The organism is Mucilaginibacter sp. P4_A11, assembly GCF_056402535.1.
In genome coordinates, this window is the sequence record NZ_JBFUHE010000008.1 from 72086 (window position 1) to 95183 (window position 23098).

Below are 23098 nucleotides of genomic sequence, written 5' to 3' on the forward strand. Positions count from 1 at the left end.
ATTTTTGGTAAAATCAGTTTTTGCTAACCATTTATCGGAAAGCAAATAATGAATTCGGTATGCCCGGGCTTTGATTTTACTTTTATGGAACCACGATGCTGTTTCACTATACGCTGCACCACTTCAAGGCCCATACCGGTACCTTTGCCCATTTCTTTAGTGGTAAAGAATGGGTCGTAGATCTGGCTGATGTTATCTTCTGGTATACCTGGCCCATCATCAATAATGGTTACTTCAACAAAGTCGTTATCTTTTTTGGTTCGGATGATCAATGTTCCTTTTTCATTTATTTCCATGGCATCAAGCGCATTATCAACCAAATTTGTCCATACCTGGTTAAGTTCGCCGATCAGCGCTTTAACCTCAGGCAGGGTATCATCAAATTCTTCAATTACAGTAATATTTTCCTTCCTGATCTTGTAGCCCAGCATAGTAATAGTATTGCGGATGCCTATGTGGATATCGGCATATTGCTTATCCTGTGCACGGTCCATATGGGTAAAAGTTTTAACAGAGCTTACCAGCTCGGCAATGCGGCGTGCGGATTCCTGGATATCCTCGATCATCTTTTCGCCCATAAGCTTGGCACTAAGCCAGCCCATAATGATGGGTACAGCGTGTTCGGGAATGTGCGATTTAAGCGCATCAAGATTTTCGGTAGTAAAGCTAAAATCAACAAAACTTTCCGCTATATCATAGGCATCCTCTACGTCATTCTCTTCCAGCCATTCAGATATTTCATCTTCAAGCTGGGTGCGCTGCTTAAGCGTAAGGCGGGTATAACACTCTTTTTTATTCAGAATCCTGAAAAGTTCGTCTGTTAGTCCGTCAACTTGTTCGTCGCTCGCCCTTATTGCAAACATATTTTTCAGATGGGCGGGCACCATGCGCAGGTGTTTCCTTAACGACAACGAATCGCGCACAATGGCCGAGGCCGGGTTATTAAGCTCATGCGCCAAACCGGCAGATAACTTACCTAAAGCCATCATTTTATCGTTTTGCTGCTGCATAGCCGTAAAATCCCGTACACGGGTGGTCATGATATGAACCAATGCCTGAGTAAGCTCAAAATGGTTTTGGATCATCTCCATGATCTCATTTGTAGGGTAGCTTAGTATGGTTAACTCGCCCACAGCCTGGGCATAACCTTTGGCTATAAGGCCGCGCGAATAGGGCATATAACCGGTAATGCTGCCTTTTTCAACCAGCGTGTAATCACGACGCGAGCCTTGTTGCATCATGAAGAAGCGCATATTGCCTTCCAATATAAAATGAGGGCCTGATAAATCCTGGCCAGGCTCCATCAGGTATTCACCATCTTCAAATGTTAAAATTTCGCTTTTATCAATCAGCCATTGTAGCTGATCGTCGGGTATATTGGCCAAAGCTTCAAAAGCTTTTAAGTCTGATACGCTTACCTGTAGTTCACTTACCTTTTGCATAATTTAAAAGTAGCGAATATTATTTAATGATGTAAAAATGAGGTGAAAAATTGCAATGCGGTGAACCTGAGCGCTGATTTTTTTGATTGCGCTGATTTTGTTTTTTGGGATTATACCGATTGATTTTTGATTCCAGCGATTTTTGTCTGAACCGGGATTTAGATAGATTTTTGGATAAGCAGGATTCTGTTTATCACATTAATTACAATTCTCCTTGATAATTTCTTCTGCACGCTTGTTGCCCATATCTAAAGCCTTTTTAAAATCGATACAGGCACCATTATGATCATTCATATCCAGCTTTAAAGCGCCTAAGCTTAAATAGGTTTCGCTGTTATTTGGGTTTAATTTCAAAGATGTATTTAAATCTTCGGTCGCGCCTTCGTAATCTTTCAAAAAAGTTTTTGATACTCCGCGATACAAGTAAGCTTTATCAAAATTGGGCTTCTGCTTTATTGCTTCTGTATAAGCAGCTATGGCACCGGTAAAATCTTCCAGCACCGCTTTGGTTACACCGATATTAAAATATATATCAGGATTATCCGGATTCAATTCAAGCGCTGTGTTAAAATCCCTTAAAGCATCATCATAACGCTGTAAACGGTTTTCGGCTCCGCCTCTGTTAAGATATGCTTTAACTACTTTGGGGTTCAATGCTATCGATTTATTATAGTCGGCCAGAGCACCTTCATTATCACCCAATATGAATTTTGAATATCCCCTGTTGTCATAAGCATTTGCCGCATTGGGGTAACCTTCAAGGTATGTGCTGTAATCGTTAATTGAGCCTTTTATATCATTGAGGTAATAACTGGTGAGGCCACGGAAAAAGTATGGCCTGTAGTATTTGGGATTAACTATAATAGCCGAGTCGTAAGCAAGGCGAGCACCGGCATAATCATGGGCGATCTGTTTTTTGAACCCTTTTTGATAGTAGCTGTATGCTTTAAGGGTATCGGTTTGACCAAACGCTACAGAAGATATCAGCGTTGCAAATATGACTAAGGTATGAGGTTTAAACATGGCATAAATATAAACCTAAAGCAACATAACACAAGAAAAAGTCAGACAAGCGGCAGAGAAGTTTTATCATCGAAAAAACAAAAAACTCCCCTCGATTTTTAAATCCAAAAACTTTGGGTTCCAAAAAAAGGTGGATAGTTAAAAACTATCAGTGTAATCTCGTCAAGACAAAATCAACGAAATCAAAAAGAATCAACGGTCAGTTCCACTTGCTCAAAAACACTCCGAAAGCTTCCTTATACTGATCGCCAACGGTAATGTTTACTTTGCCTATCTGCAAAGCATTGCGGGTTATAGAATTGATTTTATTGAGCGACACGATAAATGAGCGATGTACGCGCATAAACCGTTTGGATGGTAGTTTTTCTTCCAGCGCCTTTAAGCTGGTGAGGGACAGCAGCGGCTTTTCTTTATCCTGGAGATAGATCTTCACATAATCTTTCAAACCTTCAATGTACAGGATGTCATTCAGGGCTATCCGTACCAGCTGGTACTCGATCTTCAAAAACAGGTATTCCTCTTCTTCGGCAGGTTCAGCGGCGGTTGTGGTAGCAGCGTTGTTTGAGCGGTTTACCAGTTCAAAATAACCTAAGGCTTTGTTTGAGGCATGCAGAAATTCTTCGTAATTAAATGGCTTGAGCAGGTAATCAAGGGCGTCCACCCGGTATCCTTCAATAGCAAACTGGTTGTAGGCGGTGGTGAAAATAATACGGGGTTTGTTTGCCCCACGACTGTCAAGCACCCGGGCCAGTTCCATTCCATTAAGGTTAGGCATCTGGATATCGAGGAAAATAAGGTCAACCTTTTGATCCTGTAAACCAACCAATGCTTCAACCGCACTGCTGTAACGGCCTGTCAAATTAAGAAAGGGGGTTTGCTCAATAAAAGCACAAACCAGCCCCAGCGCCAGCGGCTCATCATCAACGGCTATGCAGTTAATTATCATGACAGGTTAAGGGTTAAATGAACAATATAGGTATTGGCGGCAGTATCTTCATTAATATCCAGCGTATACTTGCCGGCATAAAGCAGGTCAAGCCGGCGAATGGTATTGGTTAGGCCGATCCCTTTATTTTCACCAATGTTTGGATTATGGTCTTTATAAATGCCGTTTTCAACTCTTAGTTCCAGCACATCTTCATGCTGATCGATAATGATCTTGATAGAACTTGGTTCTGTTGCGCTGATACCATGTTTAAAAGCGTTTTCAACAAAGGGTAAAAAGAGCATCGGAGCAACGGTTACATCATTTGCCTGTGCTGGCGGAGTAAACGTTACCGTTACTTTTTCGGTAAGGCGCAGTTCCATAAGGCTGATATAATCTTTGATAAAAGCTATCTCCTGGCTTAATAATGCAGTGCCATGCTGCGTATCATACAACACATACCGCATCATACGCGAGAGCTGGTGCAGTGCTTTGCGCGATGTTTCGGCATTAACATGGGTAAGCGCGTAAATATTATTAAGCGTATTGAAAAAGAAATGCGGGTTAATCTGGGCTTTCAGGAATGATAGTTCGGAGCTGATCTTGTCCTGTTCCAGGGCCTGGCGCAGGCGGATATCCATCTGCCATTTCTGAATAGCGGTAATACTGGTGCTGATCCCTAAAACCAGCGCTACTATAACGGTACCGAAAATATCCCAGCCGCCGCGGTCTTTTGGTTTAGGCGGACGGTGCTGCCGGTGAAAAATGGCTTCCATATGCTCATGCATGTGCAGCGCTTTATCAGCCCAGCTGTTGAGCAGTAAAAAAACTATTACAACACCTACAACCGCTATAAAGTACATGCCGGTGCGGTCATGTAACAGGAAGCGTGATACAAGTAACTTGCTGTTAAAATAATAGGCTGCTACAAGCATAAAAAAGGTAACCGCCTGTTTAACCCAAAACTGGTACGGAAATTCAACATTCCAGGTAAGGGGCTGATAGAAGAACAACAGCAGGCCAAAAACTACCCATATTAAAATATGGATGAGGATGGTGATGGTGTTGCTTTTTGATTTAAGGCTCATTGAAAGAGTTTACTGTACACTAAAAATAAATTTACATATATAATTCAGCAATATTACAAATCAATAAGCCTTTAGGACAATCATAATCGCCCGGGAGGCAAAAAATACCGATGAGCGCTTTGATCTGATCTTTAAAGGCTTTCGTTAGTCTTTCATGGGGTAACTAACCGTTTTTATAGGTGAAAAGCGGTGTCCCGTCTATACATAAGAAGTGCCCGTCTATTGTGTTTTTTACAGTAAAAATAATGCTATTGTTTTGTTGCTGTTAATCAGCATAAAATGAAAATCCTATACTCCTTAGCCGCAATAATTGTCTTAGCGTTTTCAATATCATTTAACGCTAAGGCCGAGCCCGGTCGTACGGTTAAAGGTATCGTAAAAGATTCTACCGGTTACCTGGTTGCCGGTACCAGCGTAAAAATGCTTACCGGTACCGATAGTACTACCGTTATTACCGCTGCCGACGGCACTTTTACCTTTAACAATGTAACAGTAAGCCAGTTTAGTTTAGTTTTTAGCTCGATTGGTTATCAGCCGCTCAGGCGCAGGTTTGTACTGGCTAATGATAACAAACCGGCCAATTTGCCTGTGGTTATCCTGAAAATAGAAACTACGATGCTTAACACCGTTGTTATTTCGGATGTGAACCCGGTAAAACTTAAAGAGGATACTATTGAATTTAACGCCGATGCCTACAAGGTGCGCGATAATGCCCCTGTTGAAGATGTGATCAAAAAACTGCCCGGTATGGATGTTGATAAAGACGGCAACATCACCGCCCAGGGGAAAAGTGTTACTAAGGTGCGTGTTAATGGGAAAGATTTTTTTGGAGGCGATGTTAAAACAGCCACTAAAAACCTGCCGGCAGATATTGTGCAAAACATTCAGATCATTGACGACTATGGTGATCAGGCCAATATTACCGGTATAAAAACGGGAGAACCAGATAAGGTATTGAATATCACCATTAAGCAAAATAAAAACAATGGATACTTTGGGCAGGCCAGCTTAGGTGGCGGGCGTGATGCTATTCCGGGCGTGTCAAGTGATAAGGAGAGTAACAGGTATGTAGCTTCGGCCAACGTGTTTAGCTTTAGCGGCGACAGGCAGCTGGCATTTTTGGGTAACCTGAATAACACCAATACAAACCTGTTTACCTTTGGCGGCGGTGGCCCAAGAGGTGGCGGTCCGGGCGGCCCTCCGGGATCAAACAGCAGCTCATCAAACGGGATCACTACAGCACGGTCGTTCGGTTTCAATTATCGCGATAGCTGGGGCAAAAAAATTACCGCTTATGGTAGTTATAGCTTTGCCGACAATTCGGTGAACACCATCAGCAGTACCATTCAGAATAACCTTTCATCAACCAACCCAAGCACCAATAACCAGACTAACAACCAGCAGGACGAAAAGCTGAATCACCGGGTTAACTTTAATATTGAGTATAAACCCGATACCATGAATTATGTAAAGATCACCCCAACATATGCTTACGCCAGCACCAACACCACATCTGATGCTACGAGCTTACTGCTCCGGAATTCAGAAACGGTATCAAACTATAGCCTCGCAAACCTCATTAAATCAACCGAACCCAACTATGGTGTTAATGTGTTGCTTAACCACAAGTTTAACAGTCACGGGCGCAACTTCAGCGTGAATGTTGATGCGGGCAGTTACACTATTAATAAATATCAAAACCCGGTTTACACTTATATTGACGGGGCCCGCAACGCACCTTTAAACCAATTCATCAATACCGATAGCCGTACCGACAGTGTAGGGACTACCTTATCATACATGGAACCCATCAGCAAAAAAGGTTACCTGGAGCTTAACTATGCTTACCACTACGCCTACACCACTGCCGACAGGGCAACTGATACGCTAGCCGATAATGGCGCTATAAACAGGTACGACCTGCTGAGCAATAACTATAACTCAACTTTTGTTACCAACAGGTTCGGGCTTAACTATCGCTTTATCGACAAAAAATACAACTATACCCTGGGCGTGGTAGCCCAGCCAACGTTGTTAAAAGGATCGTCGATAGTTGATGGTACTCCGTTTACAACCAATAACAACACATTTAACTGGGCACCTACTGCCAGGTTTATATATAACTTTTCGCGCAGCCAATCGCTTAGCTTAAATTATAATGGCAGCAGCAACCAGCCTACTTATACCGAGTTGCAACCGGTTACCGATTTCAGTAATGCATCATACCCGGTTCAAGGTAACCCTGATCTGAAGCCCGAGTTTAATAACACGCTATCGTTAAAATACAATAAGTTCAATTTTGAAAGCGGTAATGTGTTCTTCAGTAACCTGTCGTTCATTAAAACGGATAATAAAATAGTAGCCAATACCATTACCTATCCTAAAACTTATGCGCCTAACAGCAAACTGGCCGGGAGTATTTTAACCCAGTATTTAAATGCCGATGGGTACTACTCGGCACAGGGATTTTATGTGTTTGCCAAGCCATGGGAAAAAAGAAAATATAATTTGTTCATGATTGGTAACATTTCGTACAATAACAACGTCTCATATATAAGTAATGTCGACTCCGCTACCTATAACATGACAACCGAGAAAAATATTGCCAAAAATTTGGTGTTATCTCAAGGCGCGCGCTTTAGGGTGAGCATTACCGATGTTATTGATGCCGAAGCAAGCACTACCTATAGTGTTAATACATCAAGCAATTCCATCAAACAGGCAAACGTTAACAGTAACTTCCAAACCCTTAACCTGGGTGTTAACGGCAAAAGTTATTTTAAAGACTGGACTTTGAGCTACGATTATTCAAAAATGATCTATTATGGCTATACCGGTGCTACCAATCCTAATATATTGAATACTTATGTGGAGCGCCGCTTTTTAAAAGGCAATGCCGGTACCCTGCGTTTTTCGGTAATGGATGTTTTTAACGAAAATACCGGGTATACCACAACTCAAAACGGTAGCTATATAACCCAAACCAACAGTAATCGTTTGGGCCGTTACTACCTGTTAACCTTTACGCTTAAGCTACAGAAATTTGCCGGCAAGCGGCCAACCCAGGAGCGCGGCGGACCGGGTGGTCCACCTCCGGGCGGCGGCCCCGGCGGACCGCCACCGTTTTAAAGAACGGGCAAGGTTCATAAAATATTAAAAACCTTCCCATCCCTGAGAAAGATGGTGAGTCAGATCAAAACATGATGATCTGAGATTTAGTTGATGTTATCATCTGATAACTGCAGGGCGTTCCGGGGTGAGATACGGAGCGCCCCTTTTTTTATTAATTATACGTTAATACGACTGCGTAGGTTTTATGATTTTAAGCTTTTTTATATAAATCGACTTAGTTGATTTATTTATTTGTTTATCAGTTTATTATGATTGGATATTATTGTTTTATCTTGTTATTATAAATCAGATAACTTAAACTTAAGGTTGAATTTTATATAAGTTGCATTTGATTTGTTACTCGTGACATCATCATTACCTTAAATGTTGGTTAAATTACATCCTGTCTGAAAAAATTAAGCAATATTTACACTTTTTAACTACATTTAGCCCGTTGTTTGTAAATAAAACTGAATGAAGCCGCTTTTACTCAAAGTTTCTGCCGATCCGGCGCACTCCTTTAGCGTAAGGCATGACGTATTACCGGATATCAATAATCGCTGGCATTGCCATCCCGAACTGGAGCTCATTTATTTTATAAAAGGGGGCGGGACGCAGTTTATAGGCGATAGCATTAAACAGTTTGAAGATGGCGATATGGTATTGGTTGGATCAAACCTACCGCACTACTGGCGCTTTGATGATATGTACTTTAATAATGGCAGCGAGCAGGTGCCGGTTGATACCATCGTGGTGCACTTTTGTGAAAACTTTTGGGGCGACCAATTTCTTCAGCTCCCGGAAAATAAGCTGATAAAGGTGCTGCTTGAGCGTTCAAAACGCGGTTTGCAGATAAACGGTGAAACAAAAAAGCAGGTGGCCGGCATTTTAGCTGCTATGCTCAATACCGATGGTGCCGACAGGATCATCATGTTGCTAAAAGCGCTGAATACCATAGCAGGCAGCTCGCCGCTTAATTATTTAACTTCCATAGGTTTTAAGTACGATCATAATGAATCAGAAAGCGACAGGCTCAATAATATTTACGAATACTCGGTACGTAACTTCCGCAAAAAGATCTACCTGGAAGAGATAGCCGATATAGCCGGAGTAAGCGCAAATTCCTTTTGCCGTTACTTTAAATCAAAAACCCGCAAAACCTACTCACAGTTTGTGATCGAAATAAAAGTAGGCTACGCCTGCAAATTGCTCATCGAAAACAAGCTCAACATCAAACAGCTTTGTTACGACAGCGGGTTCAATAATTTCTCCACTTTTCATAAACATTTTAAGCAGGTAACCGGCAAAAGTCCGCTGATGTATCAAAAGGAGTTTACGAAGAAGGGGTAGCTTCATTATATGGATGAAGCAATCCGCTAAATACAGAGCGGCTATGCAAGTTTCCCTGTATAGTTCGCGATTGCTTCGTACCTCGCAATGACGATAGTTTTAAAGTTATCGTGAGATATTCTGAAAATTCTTTAATTCTGAAAATTCTGATCCCTATATTGTAAACCTCAACTCCTTACAATATGATCCGCAACATCCTGCTTGTTACCTGGCGAAACCTTGTCAAAAACAAAACCTACACGTTTATTAATATTATCGGGCTTGCTTTAGGGATGGCAGCGTTCATATTAATATTCGCTTATGTGAATTTTGAGAAGAGTTTTGACCGGATGCATCCCGATGCTACCAATATTTACCGGGTTGAGAGCCAGTTTTACCGTGGCGATAACCTCAGCGACAGCTGGCCAACCAGCACCAACGGTTATGCTACCGCCATGAAAGCCAACTTTCCCGAAATTGAATCATACGCCCGTATCGACTGGCACAATGCCGAAAGGGTAGTAAAGTACAATAACATCAAATTTCGTGAGGAGCACGTTTGCTTTGCCGATAGCAACTTCTTTAACTTTTTTGCTTACCCCATGCTTAAGGGTGATAAGCTCACTGCCCTTAACGAGGTTAATTCGATAGTGATTTCTCAATCGGCTGCTAAAAAATATTTTGGTAACGATGAGCCGTTGGGCAAGTTTTTAGATATTACTACATTGAGTGATAGTTACCATTGTATGGTTACCGGGGTGTTTAAAGATCTGCCGGCTAATTCAACTATGCAGTTTAATTTCCTGGTATCGTGGGCTACCATACCTAAATTTGAAAAGGATTTCTGGTACCTGCATGAAAGCTACACGTTTGTAAAATTGAAGCCTCATGCAAGTCCGGCCGCGGTTGAAGCCAAATTTCCGACACTGGCCGAGCGCTATAAAACAGGCCTTTCTTTAAAAGACCTTAAATGGACGATAAAGCTGGTTCCGCTTGCAGACATCCATCTTAACCCTGCTAAACCCAACGAAATTGAGGTAAAAGGCAATCGTTTTGCGGTAGAATTTCTGAGTATCATAGCCTATATTATCCTGTTGATTGCTTGCATCAATTACATCAACCTGGCTACTACAAAATCGGTTGACAGGGCAAGAGAGGTTGGCATCCGCAAGGTGAGCGGCGCACATGCACCGCAATTGATCATGCAGTTCCTTGCCGAATCGGTTATTATTAACCTGGCTGCACTTGCGGTAGCCTTTGTACTGGTATTGGCCGGTCGCTATGGCGTCATGAACTATTTATATGGCGAAGGTTCGTATGGCTTATTGTTCGACAGTGCTTTATATTTAAAACTGGCTGCTGTTTTTGTTGGAAGTATCCTGCTATCCGGTATTTACCCGGCTACCGTGCTGGCACGTATGAAACCTATAGCAGTGCTGAAAGGACGGTTCGCTTTTTCAAAAAGTGGTGTGCTTTTGCGCCGCGGAATGGTGGCTTTCCAATTCATGGCTTCGGTATTGCTCATTGCAGGTACGTTTGCGGTTTACAGGCAGATAGTTTACATGAACAGCCAAAACACCGGGGTGAATATCGATCAAACCATTGTGGTGAAAATGCCGGTTAATACGCCAAATTACAATCAAAAAACAGCCAGTTTTAAAACTACATTGCAAGCCTTTGCAGGTGTTAAAGCTGTTACGCTTTCGGGCGCAGTGCCTGGTAAGGAGGTAGGCAAATTTTTGGCCGACAGGCGTTTCGGCGCTCCTAAATCGGAAGAACGCACTTATGAAATGCTCCGTGCCGATCATGATTTTATTAAGACTTATGGCTTGCAGATAATAGCCGGCAGGGCCTTTGATAAAAGTCGCCCGGCGGATTCTGTTGGTTTGGTGATGAATGAAGCAGCTGTAAAACAGTTCGGTTTTGAATCGCCGCAGGATGCCGTGGGCAAAAAGGTTTGGATTGAAACGCTTGATAAAGAACCCAATGAGATCATCGGTGTGGTAAAAGACTATCACCAGCAATCGCTTCAAAAAAATTATACCCCGGTTGTCATGTTTATGGACCCTAAACTGCCATGGATCCCGGCCGATTATATTTCAGTAAAAGTAAATGGAGGCAATATGCGCCAGATGGTCGATAATATCAAGGCTACCTGGAATAATACCTTCCCCGAATCATCCTTTGATTTCTTTTTCCTTGACGATTTCTACAACCGTCAGTACGCGCAGGATACCCAGTTTGGTCACGTATTTACGCTGTTTGCTTCACTGGCTATTTTTATTGCCTGCATTGGTCTGTTCGGATTAACTGCTTATTCGGCTGCCCGCCGTACCAAAGAGATCGGCGTACGTAAAGTGCTTGGCGCATCGGTGCAAAATATCATCTCCCTGCTTACCTGGGATGTGGTAAAACTCATTTTTATATCAAGCCTTGTGGCTATCCCGCTGGCATATATTTTCATTAACCAATGGCTTAACCGCTATGCCTTCAGGGTGCAGTTAACATGGTGGCAATTTGTTGTGCCGGTTTTCGCGCTGGTGGCAATTGCGGTGGCAACTACGTTTTATTTAACCTTCAGGGCGGCATTGGCTAACCCGACGAATTCGTTGAGGAATGATGGATAGTTAACCATGATTTTTAGGATTTTGGGATTGTTAGGATGATGTCTGAACTCGAATTTATTGAATTAAGGAATTAACAGAATGCTAAGCAAATTCAATAAATTCTTTAATTCAATAAATTCGAGTTCAGACAAAGCTCCGGTAAAATCCGGTTCATCCGATCAATCCTCCAAATCCCGGTTCAGACAATATCACGGTAATCCTTTAATCCCAAAAATCATGGTTCAGATCTATGCCAAAATAGTTGAACGTTTTGTTTAATTTCCGATAATTATTTAGCCTCAAACCTTATTTCTTTGTATTACCGATATAAACTTTTTTGAGAGCTATTCTATGAGCCAACGATACTGTTTAACCCTCGATCTGAAAGACGACGCGGCACTCATTGCCGAGTATGAAAAACACCACGAAGCCATCTGGCCCGAAATTCATGACAGCATTATTGCCAAGGGAATCACCAATATGGAGATCTACCGTTTTGATACGCGAATGTTCATGATCATGGAAGTGGATGATACTTTCAGCTTTGAGAAATCGGCAGCTATTGACGCTGCAAACCCCAAAGTACAGGAGTGGGAAGATTTGATGTGGGGCTACCAGTCGCCGGTAAAAAATGCACCTGTGGGTGCCAAATGGGTTTTAATGGATAAAGTTTTCTCCTTATAAATAGAATAGCGATGCTAAAAAAACTACAATTACTGCTGATGTTTACGTTGCTGATGGCCCCATCGGTATTTGCGCAAAAAATGATAGGCACCGAAACCGATGCCCAAAAAGATAAACGCATGGAATGGTGGAAGGACGACCGCTTTGGTATGTTCATTCACTGGGGACTGTACTCGCAGGCTGCCCGCCACGAATGGGTGAAGCACAACGAAAAAATTGACAATGCCGGTTATCAGAAATATTTCGATCAGTTTAACCCCGATCTGTTCGATCCGCAAAAATGGGCTAAGCAAGCCAAAGCAGCCGGTATGAAATATGCCGTACTTACCACCAAGCATCACGAAGGTTTTTGCCTGTTCGATTCAAAATTTACCGATTACAAAGCGCCAAATACCAAGGCTAAACGCGACCTGGTGCGCGAGTATGTGAACGCTTTCCGCGCACAGGGTTTAAAAGTGGGCTTTTATTATTCGCTGTTAGACTGGCACCACCCGCAATATACTATTGATGAGATCCACCCTCAGTCTCCTGCTGATAAAAGTGATGCGTCATACGCTAAGCTGAACAAAGGACGTGATATGGCCAAATACCGCCAATACATGCGCGATCAGATCACCGAGTTGTTAACCAAATATGGCAAGATTGATATCCTTTGGCTTGATTTCTCGTTCCCTCGTAAAGATGGACATGGTAAAGGCAAAGACGAGTGGGGTTCAGTTGAATTGCTTAAACTGATCAGGAAATTACAACCGGGCATTATTGTAGATAACCGCCTGAACCTGGAAGAATATAAAGATGGTGCCGATTTTGAAACCCCTGAACAGGTAAGTACTGCCGAGTTGGCCAAATACCGCGGCAAAACCTGGGAAACCTGCCAAACATTTTCAGGCTCATGGGGGTACTACCGTGATGAAAATACCTGGAAAACCCACCGTCAATTGCTTGATTTGTTAATTACTTCGGTAAGCAATGGCGGCAACCTGATCCTGAACGTTGGGCCAACCGCGCGTGGCGAGTTTGATTACCGCGCTAACAATGCGCTGGATAGTTTGGCTTACTGGATGCATGCCAACAGCAAATCTATTTACAATTGTACGTATGCTCTCGATACCTATAAAATACCTGAAGGAACCAAACTTACTTATAACAAAGCCGCCGGTAAATTGTATGTACAATTGTTCAGCTATCCGCAGGGAAAATTGATACTGCCCGGATATAAAGGAAAGATCAAATACGCGCAGTTTTTGAATGATAGCTCGGAGCTTTTATATAAAGAAACTAATGGCGATGATCTGGAAGTAACTTTACCGGCAAAGAAACCGAACTATGAAATACCGGTAATTGAACTTACGCTTCAGCAATAAGCAAAAAAATATTGTCCTTGCTAAAAAAGGACCGATCATATACAATAATGTCAACACAAAGAGAAACATATTTAAGGATCCATCCGCATGATAACGTACTGGTAGCCCTTCAGGACCTGCCGCAGGGTACCGTTATCGCGTTTGACGGACAAACTTTTACACTGGTAGATAAAGTGGCAGCCAAGCATAAATTTGCGATCAATGAACTGCCCGAGGGGAAGGAAATTTACATGTACGGCGTACTGGTTGGCAAAGCATCGTCAACTATACCGCAGGGGGGCTTGTTAACCACCGAAAACGTACACCATGCCGCCGAGGGGTTTCATTTGGGCGAGCGCAAGCTACAATGGCATCAGCCGGACACAGAGAATTTTGAAGGTAAAAGCTTTATGGGCTATCATCGTGCCGATGGTTCAGTAGGTACCGGAAATTACTGGATAGTAGTACCACTTGTTTTTTGCGAAAACAGGAATATCAACGTGCTTAAAGAAGCTTTGGTTGATAAACTGGGTTATAAAAAGGCTAAAAGCTATGAGGGCGATGTAGAACAACTGATGGAACTTTACCAGGCCGGTAAATCGGTTGAGGAAATTCTGAATGCTGATATCCAGGCTACCGAAGATAAGCCAAACGCCAAACGTTTATTTAAAAATATCGACGGGATCAAATTCCTGAGCCATAGCCTGGGCTGCGGCGGTACACGTGAAGACTCTGATGCGCTTTGCGGATTAATAGCTGGTTACATCACGCATCCTAACGTGGCAGGTGCAACCATATTAAGCTTAGGTTGCCAACATGCCCAGGTAAGCATTTTACAAAATGAAATTGCCAAACGCGACGCAAACTTCAATAAACCGCTGGTTGTGCTGGAGCAGCAAAAAGTAGGCACAGAAAGCGAACTGTTGAAACAGGCTTTAAAACAAACTTTTGCCGGTTTGGTGAAAGCCAATGAAACTACACGTCAACCTGCGCCGTTGTCAAAACTATGCGTTGGTTTGGAGTGTGGCGGTTCAGATGGCTTTTCGGGCATTTCGGCAAACCCGGCATTGGGCTATTTGTCCGATCTGCTGGTTACTATGGGCGGCTCGGTGATCCTTGCAGAGTTTCCTGAGCTTTGTGGGGTAGAGCAGGAGCTGAGCGATCGTTGTATCGATGTGGAAACGGCCAATCGCTTCATGCACCTCATGACCACTTACAACGCCCGTGCCGAAGCCGATGGTTCTGGTTTCTACGCCAACCCATCACCGGGCAATATCCGTGATGGATTGATCACCGATGCTATTAAATCGGCAGGGGCAGCAAAAAAAGGTGGTACATCACCTGTGACCGCCGTTTTGGATTATCCTGAAAAAGTAACCAAACCTGGTCTGAATTTATTATGTACTCCGGGCAGCGACGTGGAAAGCACCACTGCCGAAGTAGGTGCAGGTGCCAATATTGTATTGTTTACCACGGGCTTGGGTACACCAACAGGTAATCCCGTTACTCCGGTAATCAAGTTATCAACCAATACGGCCATGTATCAGCGCATGCCCGATATTATTGATATCAACTGCGGTACCATCATTGAGGGCTCCGAAACCATCCAGCAGGCCGGCGAGCGGATCCTGGATTACGTAATAAAAGTAGCCAGCGGCGAAGCAGAACCAAAATCGGTAAAACTTGGCCAGGATGATTTTATTCCGTGGAAGAGAGGGGTGTCGTTATAGGCTCGGCGAGTTGTTGGTGACAACACCAACAACGGCGCGAGTTAATCATGAAAAACATGTCATTGCGAGGAACGAAGCAATCGCACGGGAGCAAATCCGCCGTGTATAGCATGCGATTGCTTCGTGCCTCGCAATGACATAGTTTTTGTTTGTTAATAAACAGCTTTCATCCTTCGGGCACTTATGGTAACAACTGTGCTCAGAATGACGAAACAAAAGTTAAAAGATACTTATGTTCAAACTAACCAATAAATCAGTAATTGTAACAGGCGGCGGTAGCGGCATAGGCAAGGCTATGGCTGTATTATTTGCACAGCAAGGTGCCGAAGTTCATATCATCGAATTAAATGACCAGGCTGCGGCCGATACGGTAACCGAAATAACTGCCGCAGGTGGCAAAGCAACCGGATATGCCTGCGACGTAAGCAATCAGCAGCAGGTGGTAGATACTTTTACCAAAATAGGTAAGATTGATATCCTGATCAATAACGCAGGCATAGCGCATATTGGTCGCGCAGATAATACCAGCACTGAGGATTTTGAGCGGGTATTTAATGTGAATGTTAAAGGTGCTTATAACTGTCTTTACGCTGCTCTTCCTGTATTGAAAAATAACGGCGGTGGTGTGATCCTGAACACTGCTTCAATAGCGGCAAGCGTTGGTATTACCGATAGGTTTGCTTATTCTATGAGCAAGGGGGCTATCCATGCCATGACTTTATCTGTAGCACGCGATTTTTTACATGATAACATCCGTTGTAACTGCATTTCGCCGGCAAGGGTACACACACCTTTTGTGGATGGCTTTATTGCTAAAAACTACGCGGGCCGCGAGGAAGAGATTTTTGAAAAGCTATCCAAAAGCCAGCCGATAGGCAGGATGGGTAAACCGGAGGAAGTAGCAGCTTTGGCGCTTTACCTGTGCTCGGACGAGGCTGGTTTCATCACTGGTACCGATTATCCTATCGACGGCGGGTTTATCACCCTGAACAATTAAAACCTAATTTGAATATGATCAAAAAGCTATTATTAATGGGGATGCTGCTCGGCGCTGTACGCGCTGGCGCTCAAACCTACACGCCAACTGCCGATAACCTTGCTGCAAGGCAAAACTTCCAGGATATGAAGTTCGGCTTGTTCATTCACTGGGGTATTTACAGTGAGCTTGGCGCGGGCGAGTGGGTAATGAACGAAAAACATATCCCTTATGATAGCTATAAACGTTTGGCCGATTTTTTTAATCCGCAGGCTTTTAACGCCCACGAATGGGTAATGTTTGCCAAAAAAGCGGGCATGAAGTATATCACCATTACTTCACGTCACCATGATGGGTTCAGCATGTTCGGTACCAAGGCATCGCCATATAATATTGTTGATGCTACTCCTTACCATAAAGACCCCTTGATGGAACTGGCACAGGAATGCGTTAAAGAAGGCATCGAACTGCATTTTTATTATTCGCTGCTGGATTGGGGTCGCAAGGATTATGCCTTCGGTAGCCCGATAGTTGACGGTAAACCTATAAATGGCGACTGGGACAGCTACATCAATTTCATGAAAGCCCAGCTTACCGAATTGATCACCAAATATCCCGGTGTAAAAGGCATTTGGTTTGATGGCCATTGGGAACGCGATGTTAACTGGCACTATGATGAGATCTACGGGTTGATCCATAAATTGAACCCTGCAATATTGGTCGGCAACAACCATCACCTAGAACCAAAAGAGGGCGAAGATTTCCAGATGTTTGAAAAAGACTTGCCCGGGGCAAATACCACCGGTTTCAGCGCAAAATCAAAAATAGGTGCCCTGCCTCTGGAAACCTGCGAAACCATCAACAACAGCTGGGGTTTTAACATTACCGACAGAAGCTTTAAATCATCCAAACGTATTATTCATTACCTGGTAAATGCGGCGGGTTTAAACGCCAACTTTTTATTAAATATTGGCCCAATGCCTAACGGCAAAATTCAGTCTGAATTTACCGATACGCTGGCTATTGTTGGCGCATGGGTACAAAAAAACGGCGAGGCCATTTATGGTACCCGCGGCAGCGGTATTCCGGCACAGCCATGGGGCGTTATCACTCAGAAAGATAAAAACCTGTATGTACATGTGATGACACCACCGCAGCAACCGTACGTTTTTATTCCGCAATTAAAAGGTAAAGTGACAAAAGCAGCATTACTGGCCGATGGCAGCGCGGTGAAATTTAAACAACAAACCGAGGGTGTGTTTGTATATCTTAACGGCATAACAACCGACCCTAACGATACTATTATTAAACTGACAACTAATTAAAAACATACAATGAAGCTTATACGATTTGGCGAAAGCGGTAAAGAGAAACCAGGAGTTATCCTGAATGATAAAAAATACGATGTATCGGCCTTTGGCGAGGATTATACCGAACAGTTTTTTGAAACCGATGGACTTAGCCGTCTTGCTGACTTTATAAAAGATAACTTACTGCCCGAAGTTGCGGATGATGCACGCTTAGGCAGCCCGATCGCACGCCCTTCAAAGCTGGTTTGCATTGGTCTTAACTATGCCGATCACGCTAAAGAAACCAATGCACCGCTGCCACCCGAGCCGGTTATCTTCATGAAATCAACTACCGCTATTGTTGGTCCGTTTGATGATATCATGATCCCTAAAAACTCGGTTAAAACCGATTGGGAAGTTGAACTGGCCGTAGTTATTGGCAAAAAAGCATCATATGTGGAAGAAGCTGAGGCAATTGACTACGTTGCCGGTTATGTACTGCACAATGACGTAAGCGAGCGCGAGTTTCAGCTGGAGCGTAATGGTACCTGGGATAAAGGTAAAGGCTGCGATACCTTTGCACCGCTTGGGCCGTTTTTGGCTACGCCTGATGAAATTTCCGATCCGCATAACCTGCGCCTTTGGTTAAAAGTAAATGGCGAAACCATGCAGGATGGCACCACCTCAAACTTTATATTTAACCTGCCGCACCTAATCTCATACACCAGCCAGTTTATGACTTTGCTGCCAGGAGATATTATCTCGACAGGTACGCCAGCCGGTGTAGGCTTGGGCATGAAGCCGCCAATTTATTTAAAAGCCGGCGACGTGGTTGAATTAGGTATTGAAGGTTTGGGCGAATCGAAACAAAACCTGGTAGCATATGCTAAAAATTGATGCACATCAGCATTTCTGGCAATATAACCCGGTAAGGGACAGCTGGATCACTGAAGATATGCAGGTAATAGGCCGGGATTTTTATCCCGAAGACCTGTTACCTGTATTGCAAAAACATGGCGTAGATGGCTGTGTTGCTGTTCAGGCCGATCAGTCGGAAAAAGAAACTGAGTTTCTGTTAGACCTGGCTTCTGTTCATCCTTTTATCAAAGGTGTGGTAGGCTGGGTTGACCTGAAAGCTGGTGACCTGGAAGACAGGCTGCATCATTTAAAAAAATATGAAAAGCTCAAAGGCTTCCGGCACATCTTACAGTCGGAGCCCGATGAGCAATATATGCTCGATCCCCAGTTTAAAAAAGGTATAGCTGCTTTAGGTCAGTACGGATATACATACGATATCCTGATCTTCCCCAACCATCTGCCTTATGCCGCGCAACTGGTAGCCGAGTTTCCGGATCAAAAGTTTGTGCTCGACCACATGGCCAAGCCCTACATTAAAGCCGGCAAAATTGATGGCTGGAAACAGGATATCGAAAAGCTGGCAAGCTATCAAAATGTGTATTGCAAAGTATCCGCCCTGCTCACCGAAGCTGACTGGCATAACACTCCTGCTGCTGATTTTATCCCTTACATTGATGTTGTATTTAATGCTTTTGGTATTAATCGCGTAATGTTCGGTTCAGATTGGCCGGTATGCCTGCTGGCCGGTGGCTATGAAAAAACAATGGAGGTGATGAACCTCTATGCCGAAGGGCTTTCCGGTACGGAGCGGCAGCTGTTTTTCGGCGGGAATGCCATAGCGTTTTACGGCTTATAAATTGACGATGCGATCCGTGGGGACACGGATCGGAGGAATAGAAATTAGTTAATCCAACCAGCGTCCGTGTCCTCACGGACGCTTCCCATTCCCATCAAATTCCGCCTTTTAACGATACTTCGCCACTGTACTAAAATCACTAAACTGTACTGTATATTATTTATTTCAAAACGATAGGCACTATTATCAATATGATAGTGTAGTGTTTGGTTCATTTCATTATAAATCAATTAAATATCAACTTAAGTGTAATATTAAGGTAACATACAACGTCAGATATAAGTATGGCACACATTTAGCTGTATGACACATGATTGGTATAAAATATCGCTAAAAAGGTGAACCATTTCGCTCCGGATAACGTTATATGGGTACCAATCAGACTTAAATTTTATGTTAGACGTTATGTACACAACCCTGTTACAAGTTGTAGTCCTGCTTGCGGTTTTCATTTTGCCGATGTTCATATTTGGTAAAAGGATCAGGAACAAAAAAGTAAAGACCGTTCATTACAAAATAGATACCGATACCTCTGAGGCCCGATATGCTATTAACGAAAATGGCTTCCTTGAAGAAATTAACACAGGCAAGCTATCAAAGCACCGTAGTTGAGTGCAAAAGAAATTACAAAAGTAAAGCGCGCCTTTGCCCGCTTTGCTTTTGTATTGTAAACTGATCTTATTACTCCCGATTTTTAGAAGCCCTGCTCATCTGCACTCGGACCATAACTGCCCGGGATTGGAATATCAAGCAAACGTAAATAAACACCTAACTGTGCCCTGTGGTGCACTATCTGGCAATAGGTCATCCTGATTACTTCTGCCTTTGTGCGTTGGTTAAGAATTTGTTCGCCGTTACGCAATGTCCAGGTTTTATCAAACGTGTTGATATCAGCTTTTTGCAGGCTTGAATAGCCATTGGCCAATGAATCTTCAAATAGCTTCAGCAAATCAGCCGTGCCGCTTACCTTTTTAGGTTCATAAGGTACGGTGGCAAAGTCCAGTTCGTCGCTGTTCAGGGTGATAGTAACCCAGGTAGGCAGTTCGGCAATATGGGTAGAGAGTTGTTCAATGGTCATGCTTTTTGCATGCGGTTTCCATTGGTATTTATCGTCGGGGATGCGGCTCAGCATTTTTTCGGTGGTTTGAGCTTCCTGCTCCATCTCTTCCAATAACGATTTCAAAGTGTCCATAAGTGTTGTGTTTTTGTTTTCTGATGTAAAGTAACGGCGGGGTAATGACAGCCCTATGTCAACAGGGACCGCTGATTTTTTTGATTTCGTTGATTTTTTTCTGAACCGTGATTTTTAGGATTTAAGGATTGGCAGGATGGTTATTGAGATAATGTTTATTAAAAGCTTTTTTCCGTCAGCAGAAAAGTTTCGGGCGAAGACAGGCAGAACAATGGTGGGTTTGTGCGGCTGCAAAGGCATTAGCGAATTTTGCAGGGGAGGAACCGGGTAAGGCCAGGCAAAATTTAGCAGCCGTGGTTCTGCCTGTTTTGCAGGGCAAAGGCATGGCGAGGGTATAGAGGGCAGACTGCGGGCAAAGAAACCTCTCTGCTGACTTGATTTTTTGGTTACTTTTGTATCAAGACAAAAGTAACAGCCACCGCGGCAATTGAGCGGCGAATGTATGTTGTTTAAAACCTAAGCTCAATTAATTGGGCGTTCCCGTTAGCTAACGGGCAGGCTTTCCGCTCATACGCCTGCAGGCATTACGCTCAGGGCCGGTATCCGCTGCAATCCCTAACGCTGGCTTTTGTTTAATTAAAACTATGAACTATACACCACCACAGCTCCGCACTGTTAACGTGATCCGTTACGTAACTCCGTTGCGTGAGGGCGGGTCATTACCGGCTATTGCCGAGGCTGACGACGAGTTTTTATATGTACTGAAATTCCGCGGGGCGGGGCAGGGTGTAAAAGCCCTCATTGCCGAACTTATTGGCGGCGAGATCGCCCGTTTACTTGGATTTAAAGTGCCTGAGTTGGTTTTCGCCAATCTTGACGAAGCATTTGGTCGCTCGGAAGCCGATGAGGAGATCCAGGACCTGCTGAAATTCAGTGTGGGTCTTAACCTGGCGCTGCATTATTTGTCGGGCGCTATCACTTTTGATCCGGCGGTTACAATTGTTGATGTCAAACTGGCTTCGCAAATAGTTTGGTTCGATTGTCTGCTTACCAATGTCGACCGTACCGCCCGCAATACCAATATGCTGATATGGCATAAGGAGTTGTGGATGATTGATAACGGCGCTGCGCTGTATTTCCATCACTCATGGCATAACTGGGAGGAAATGTCTACGCGTCCGTTTCTGCAGGTGAAAGATCACGTGCTGTTACCCTGGGCTAATCAGCTGGATCTTGTTGATGCCGAATTTAAAACGATACTAACACCCGAAAAGATCCGTGATATTGTGGCGTTGATACCCGACGAATGGATCACCTACAGAGATTTTGAAGAAACGCCTGATGAAGTACGGAATATATACGCCGAGTTTTTAATAACCCGGTTAGCCGCGTCAGCTATATTTGTTACAGCCGCAAAACAAGCCCTATATGCAGGTATTTGAGTACGCCGTTATCCGCGTTGTACCAAGGGTGGAGCGCGAAGAGTTTATCAACATCGGGGTGATATTGTTTTGCCCTAAACAAAAGTTTTTAAAAGTGCTGTTCAAGCCAGACGATGAACGGTTGGCTGCTTTCTGCTGTGATTTGGATCTGGACTGCCTGAAGGAAAATATCAATTCGCTCGAACGCATTTGTAATGGCGAAAAAGATGCCGGGCCTATAGCACAGCTTGATCAGCCCTCACGCTTCCGCTGGCTCACGGCTACCCGTAGTACAGTGGTGCAGGCATCAAAAGTACATCCGGGTTTGTGTGTTGATGCTGAGGCTACATTGAACAGGTTGTTTGAACAGATGGTGTTGTGATGATAAGTGTGCGTGAGGACGCGGGCAAGGGGAAACGCAAAAAAATCGCACTCGTTTTGTAACCTACAGTACCTATAAGTTTTAAATAAAAATGTTATTTCGAAAGAGCAGATGGGGGCTGGGTGCCGGGGCGAAAGAGAAATCTTATACGCCCTGTAAAGTCGCTTTGCATAGTTTAGAGTTGGATGTATAAGATTTCTCCTCACCACATCCACACATTCCCCCAACAGGTTCGTCGAAATGACATCTTCTTTTAGTCCATCATAATAATTAAAAGATGTGGGTACACGGTAGGTTACAAACGAGCGTAAGAAGGGAAATGCCTATTAAAAAAATAAAAAATGCCTAATACAGCATACATTACATTTAAATCCAAAGGATTTTGGATTCCCGAATGTTTCATTGAAGTTTTAAGCGATTATATATGTGAAACCTTTGAAAGTATTGGCATTAATACTTTTTCGAAAAATGTAGAAAATGTTTATATGTCATGTAAATTCAATCGGGAAGGTTCATTGATTGGAATGGTGAACATTTCATTAGATAGAAATATAACTAATGATGAAGATAAAGCGACTTTGATAAATGTGTTAAACCAAACAAAAACGCTGATTGCTTCAAAGGGACCTAAATTGGATATAGAAACACTTGACGCTTTTGAAAGTAGAAAAGTAGATGACTACTTTAAAAGCTCATGGGCTTTCCCAATTAAAACACAAAGTTTAACCGCGACAATCGATATTATTATCCAGATGTTGAAAGGAATGTGGGATTTGGATAATTACTCAGTTTATTATACCGGGTTCCCCAATCCGGGGAACATGCTGGAAATATAACGGAAGCCTGGCCTAATATCTAACCACCCCTACATCACCTCTCATTACACCGTTTTCTTAACATCAT

Annotated in this window: 19 protein-coding genes; 14 read left to right on the forward strand and 5 right to left on the reverse strand. The window is 43.4% G+C overall.

Going from position 1 to position 23098, the window contains the following annotated elements:
- Positions 1 to 23: 23 nt before the first annotated feature.
- The 4 genes from AC1DUD_RS16840 to AC1DUD_RS16855 all read right to left on the reverse strand — a co-directional run bounded on the left by AC1DUD_RS16840 (position 24) and on the right by AC1DUD_RS16855 (position 4478).
- Positions 24 to 1442 (reverse strand): ATP-binding protein, encoded by a 1419-nt coding sequence (locus AC1DUD_RS16840; protein WP_477376371.1) that lies wholly within the window; start codon positions 1440 to 1442, stop codon positions 24 to 26.
- A gap of 198 nt (positions 1443 to 1640) precedes the next feature.
- The gene (locus AC1DUD_RS16845) at positions 1641 to 2465 is read right to left on the reverse strand and encodes a tetratricopeptide repeat protein (RefSeq protein WP_477376373.1); all 825 of its coding nucleotides are present in this window, start codon (positions 2463 to 2465) and stop codon (positions 1641 to 1643) included.
- 199 nt (positions 2466 to 2664) lie between these two features.
- Positions 2665 to 3411 carry a LytR/AlgR family response regulator transcription factor gene (locus AC1DUD_RS16850; protein WP_477376375.1) on the reverse strand — a complete coding sequence of 249 codons (747 nt, stop codon included), beginning with the start codon at positions 3409 to 3411 and terminating at the stop codon, positions 2665 to 2667.
- Positions 3408 to 4478 carry a sensor histidine kinase gene (locus tag AC1DUD_RS16855; RefSeq protein ID WP_330860671.1) on the reverse strand — a complete coding sequence of 357 codons (1071 nt, stop codon included), beginning with the start codon at positions 4476 to 4478 and terminating at the stop codon, positions 3408 to 3410. Before AC1DUD_RS16855 ends, AC1DUD_RS16850 begins: the two co-directional genes overlap by 4 nt.
- A gap of 279 nt (positions 4479 to 4757) precedes the next feature.
- Here AC1DUD_RS16855 and AC1DUD_RS16860 point away from each other — a divergent pair, with 279 nt between their 5' ends.
- The 11 genes from AC1DUD_RS16860 to AC1DUD_RS16910 all read left to right on the forward strand — a co-directional run bounded on the left by AC1DUD_RS16860 (position 4758) and on the right by AC1DUD_RS16910 (position 19872).
- Entirely contained in the window at positions 4758 to 7607 is a 2850-nt protein-coding gene (locus AC1DUD_RS16860) for a TonB-dependent receptor (RefSeq protein ID WP_477376378.1), read from the forward strand.
- A 456-nt stretch (positions 7608 to 8063) separates the two neighbouring features.
- Positions 8064 to 8939, forward strand: a complete 876-nt coding sequence (locus AC1DUD_RS16865) for an AraC family transcriptional regulator (RefSeq protein WP_477376380.1) — start codon at positions 8064 to 8066, stop codon at positions 8937 to 8939.
- Positions 8940 to 9121: 182 nt separating this feature from the next.
- On the forward strand, positions 9122 to 11545 hold the full coding sequence (locus AC1DUD_RS16870; protein WP_477376382.1) for an ABC transporter permease: 2424 nt from the start codon (positions 9122 to 9124) through the stop codon (positions 11543 to 11545).
- 330 nt (positions 11546 to 11875) lie between these two features.
- Positions 11876 to 12208, forward strand: a complete 333-nt coding sequence (locus tag AC1DUD_RS16875) for an L-rhamnose mutarotase (protein WP_477376384.1) — start codon at positions 11876 to 11878, stop codon at positions 12206 to 12208.
- 11 nt (positions 12209 to 12219) lie between these two features.
- Positions 12220 to 13572 (forward strand): alpha-L-fucosidase, encoded by a 1353-nt coding sequence (locus tag AC1DUD_RS16880; protein ID WP_477376386.1) that lies wholly within the window; start codon positions 12220 to 12222, stop codon positions 13570 to 13572.
- Between the two features lie 47 nt (positions 13573 to 13619).
- On the forward strand, positions 13620 to 15281 hold the full coding sequence (locus AC1DUD_RS16885) for a UxaA family hydrolase (protein ID WP_477376388.1): 1662 nt from the start codon (positions 13620 to 13622) through the stop codon (positions 15279 to 15281).
- A gap of 232 nt (positions 15282 to 15513) precedes the next feature.
- The gene (locus AC1DUD_RS16890) at positions 15514 to 16278 is read left to right on the forward strand and encodes an SDR family NAD(P)-dependent oxidoreductase (RefSeq protein ID WP_477376390.1); all 765 of its coding nucleotides are present in this window, start codon (positions 15514 to 15516) and stop codon (positions 16276 to 16278) included.
- 14 nt (positions 16279 to 16292) lie between these two features.
- Positions 16293 to 17582 carry an alpha-L-fucosidase gene (locus tag AC1DUD_RS16895; RefSeq protein WP_477376392.1) on the forward strand — a complete coding sequence of 430 codons (1290 nt, stop codon included), beginning with the start codon at positions 16293 to 16295 and terminating at the stop codon, positions 17580 to 17582.
- 9 nt (positions 17583 to 17591) lie between these two features.
- A complete protein-coding gene (locus AC1DUD_RS16900) occupies positions 17592 to 18443 on the forward strand; it encodes a fumarylacetoacetate hydrolase family protein (protein ID WP_477376394.1) in 852 nt (283 codons plus the stop codon).
- Positions 18430 to 19260, forward strand: a complete 831-nt coding sequence (locus AC1DUD_RS16905; protein ID WP_477376396.1) for an amidohydrolase family protein — start codon at positions 18430 to 18432, stop codon at positions 19258 to 19260. The genes AC1DUD_RS16900 and AC1DUD_RS16905 overlap by 14 nt, the downstream gene beginning before the upstream one ends.
- A gap of 405 nt (positions 19261 to 19665) precedes the next feature.
- Positions 19666 to 19872 carry a hypothetical protein gene (locus tag AC1DUD_RS16910; protein ID WP_477376398.1) on the forward strand — a complete coding sequence of 69 codons (207 nt, stop codon included), beginning with the start codon at positions 19666 to 19668 and terminating at the stop codon, positions 19870 to 19872.
- Positions 19873 to 19954: 82 nt separating this feature from the next.
- On the opposite strand, the gene AC1DUD_RS16915 is transcribed toward AC1DUD_RS16910, so the two are convergent.
- Positions 19955 to 20452, reverse strand: a complete 498-nt coding sequence (locus tag AC1DUD_RS16915; protein WP_477376400.1) for a DinB family protein — start codon at positions 20450 to 20452, stop codon at positions 19955 to 19957.
- 584 nt (positions 20453 to 21036) lie between these two features.
- On the opposite strand from AC1DUD_RS16915, the gene AC1DUD_RS16920 reads away from it, so the two are divergent.
- From AC1DUD_RS16920 to AC1DUD_RS16930, 3 genes are all read left to right on the forward strand, one after another.
- Positions 21037 to 21834, forward strand: coding sequence for a HipA family kinase (locus AC1DUD_RS16920; protein ID WP_477376402.1), 798 nt, complete (start codon positions 21037 to 21039; stop codon positions 21832 to 21834).
- Positions 21821 to 22195 (forward strand): DUF3037 domain-containing protein, encoded by a 375-nt coding sequence (locus tag AC1DUD_RS16925; protein WP_121224413.1) that lies wholly within the window; start codon positions 21821 to 21823, stop codon positions 22193 to 22195. Before AC1DUD_RS16920 ends, AC1DUD_RS16925 begins: the two co-directional genes overlap by 14 nt.
- 341 nt (positions 22196 to 22536) lie before the next feature.
- Positions 22537 to 23031 (forward strand): hypothetical protein, encoded by a 495-nt coding sequence (locus AC1DUD_RS16930; RefSeq protein WP_477376405.1) that lies wholly within the window; start codon positions 22537 to 22539, stop codon positions 23029 to 23031.
- Positions 23032 to 23098: the final 67 nt, after the last annotated feature.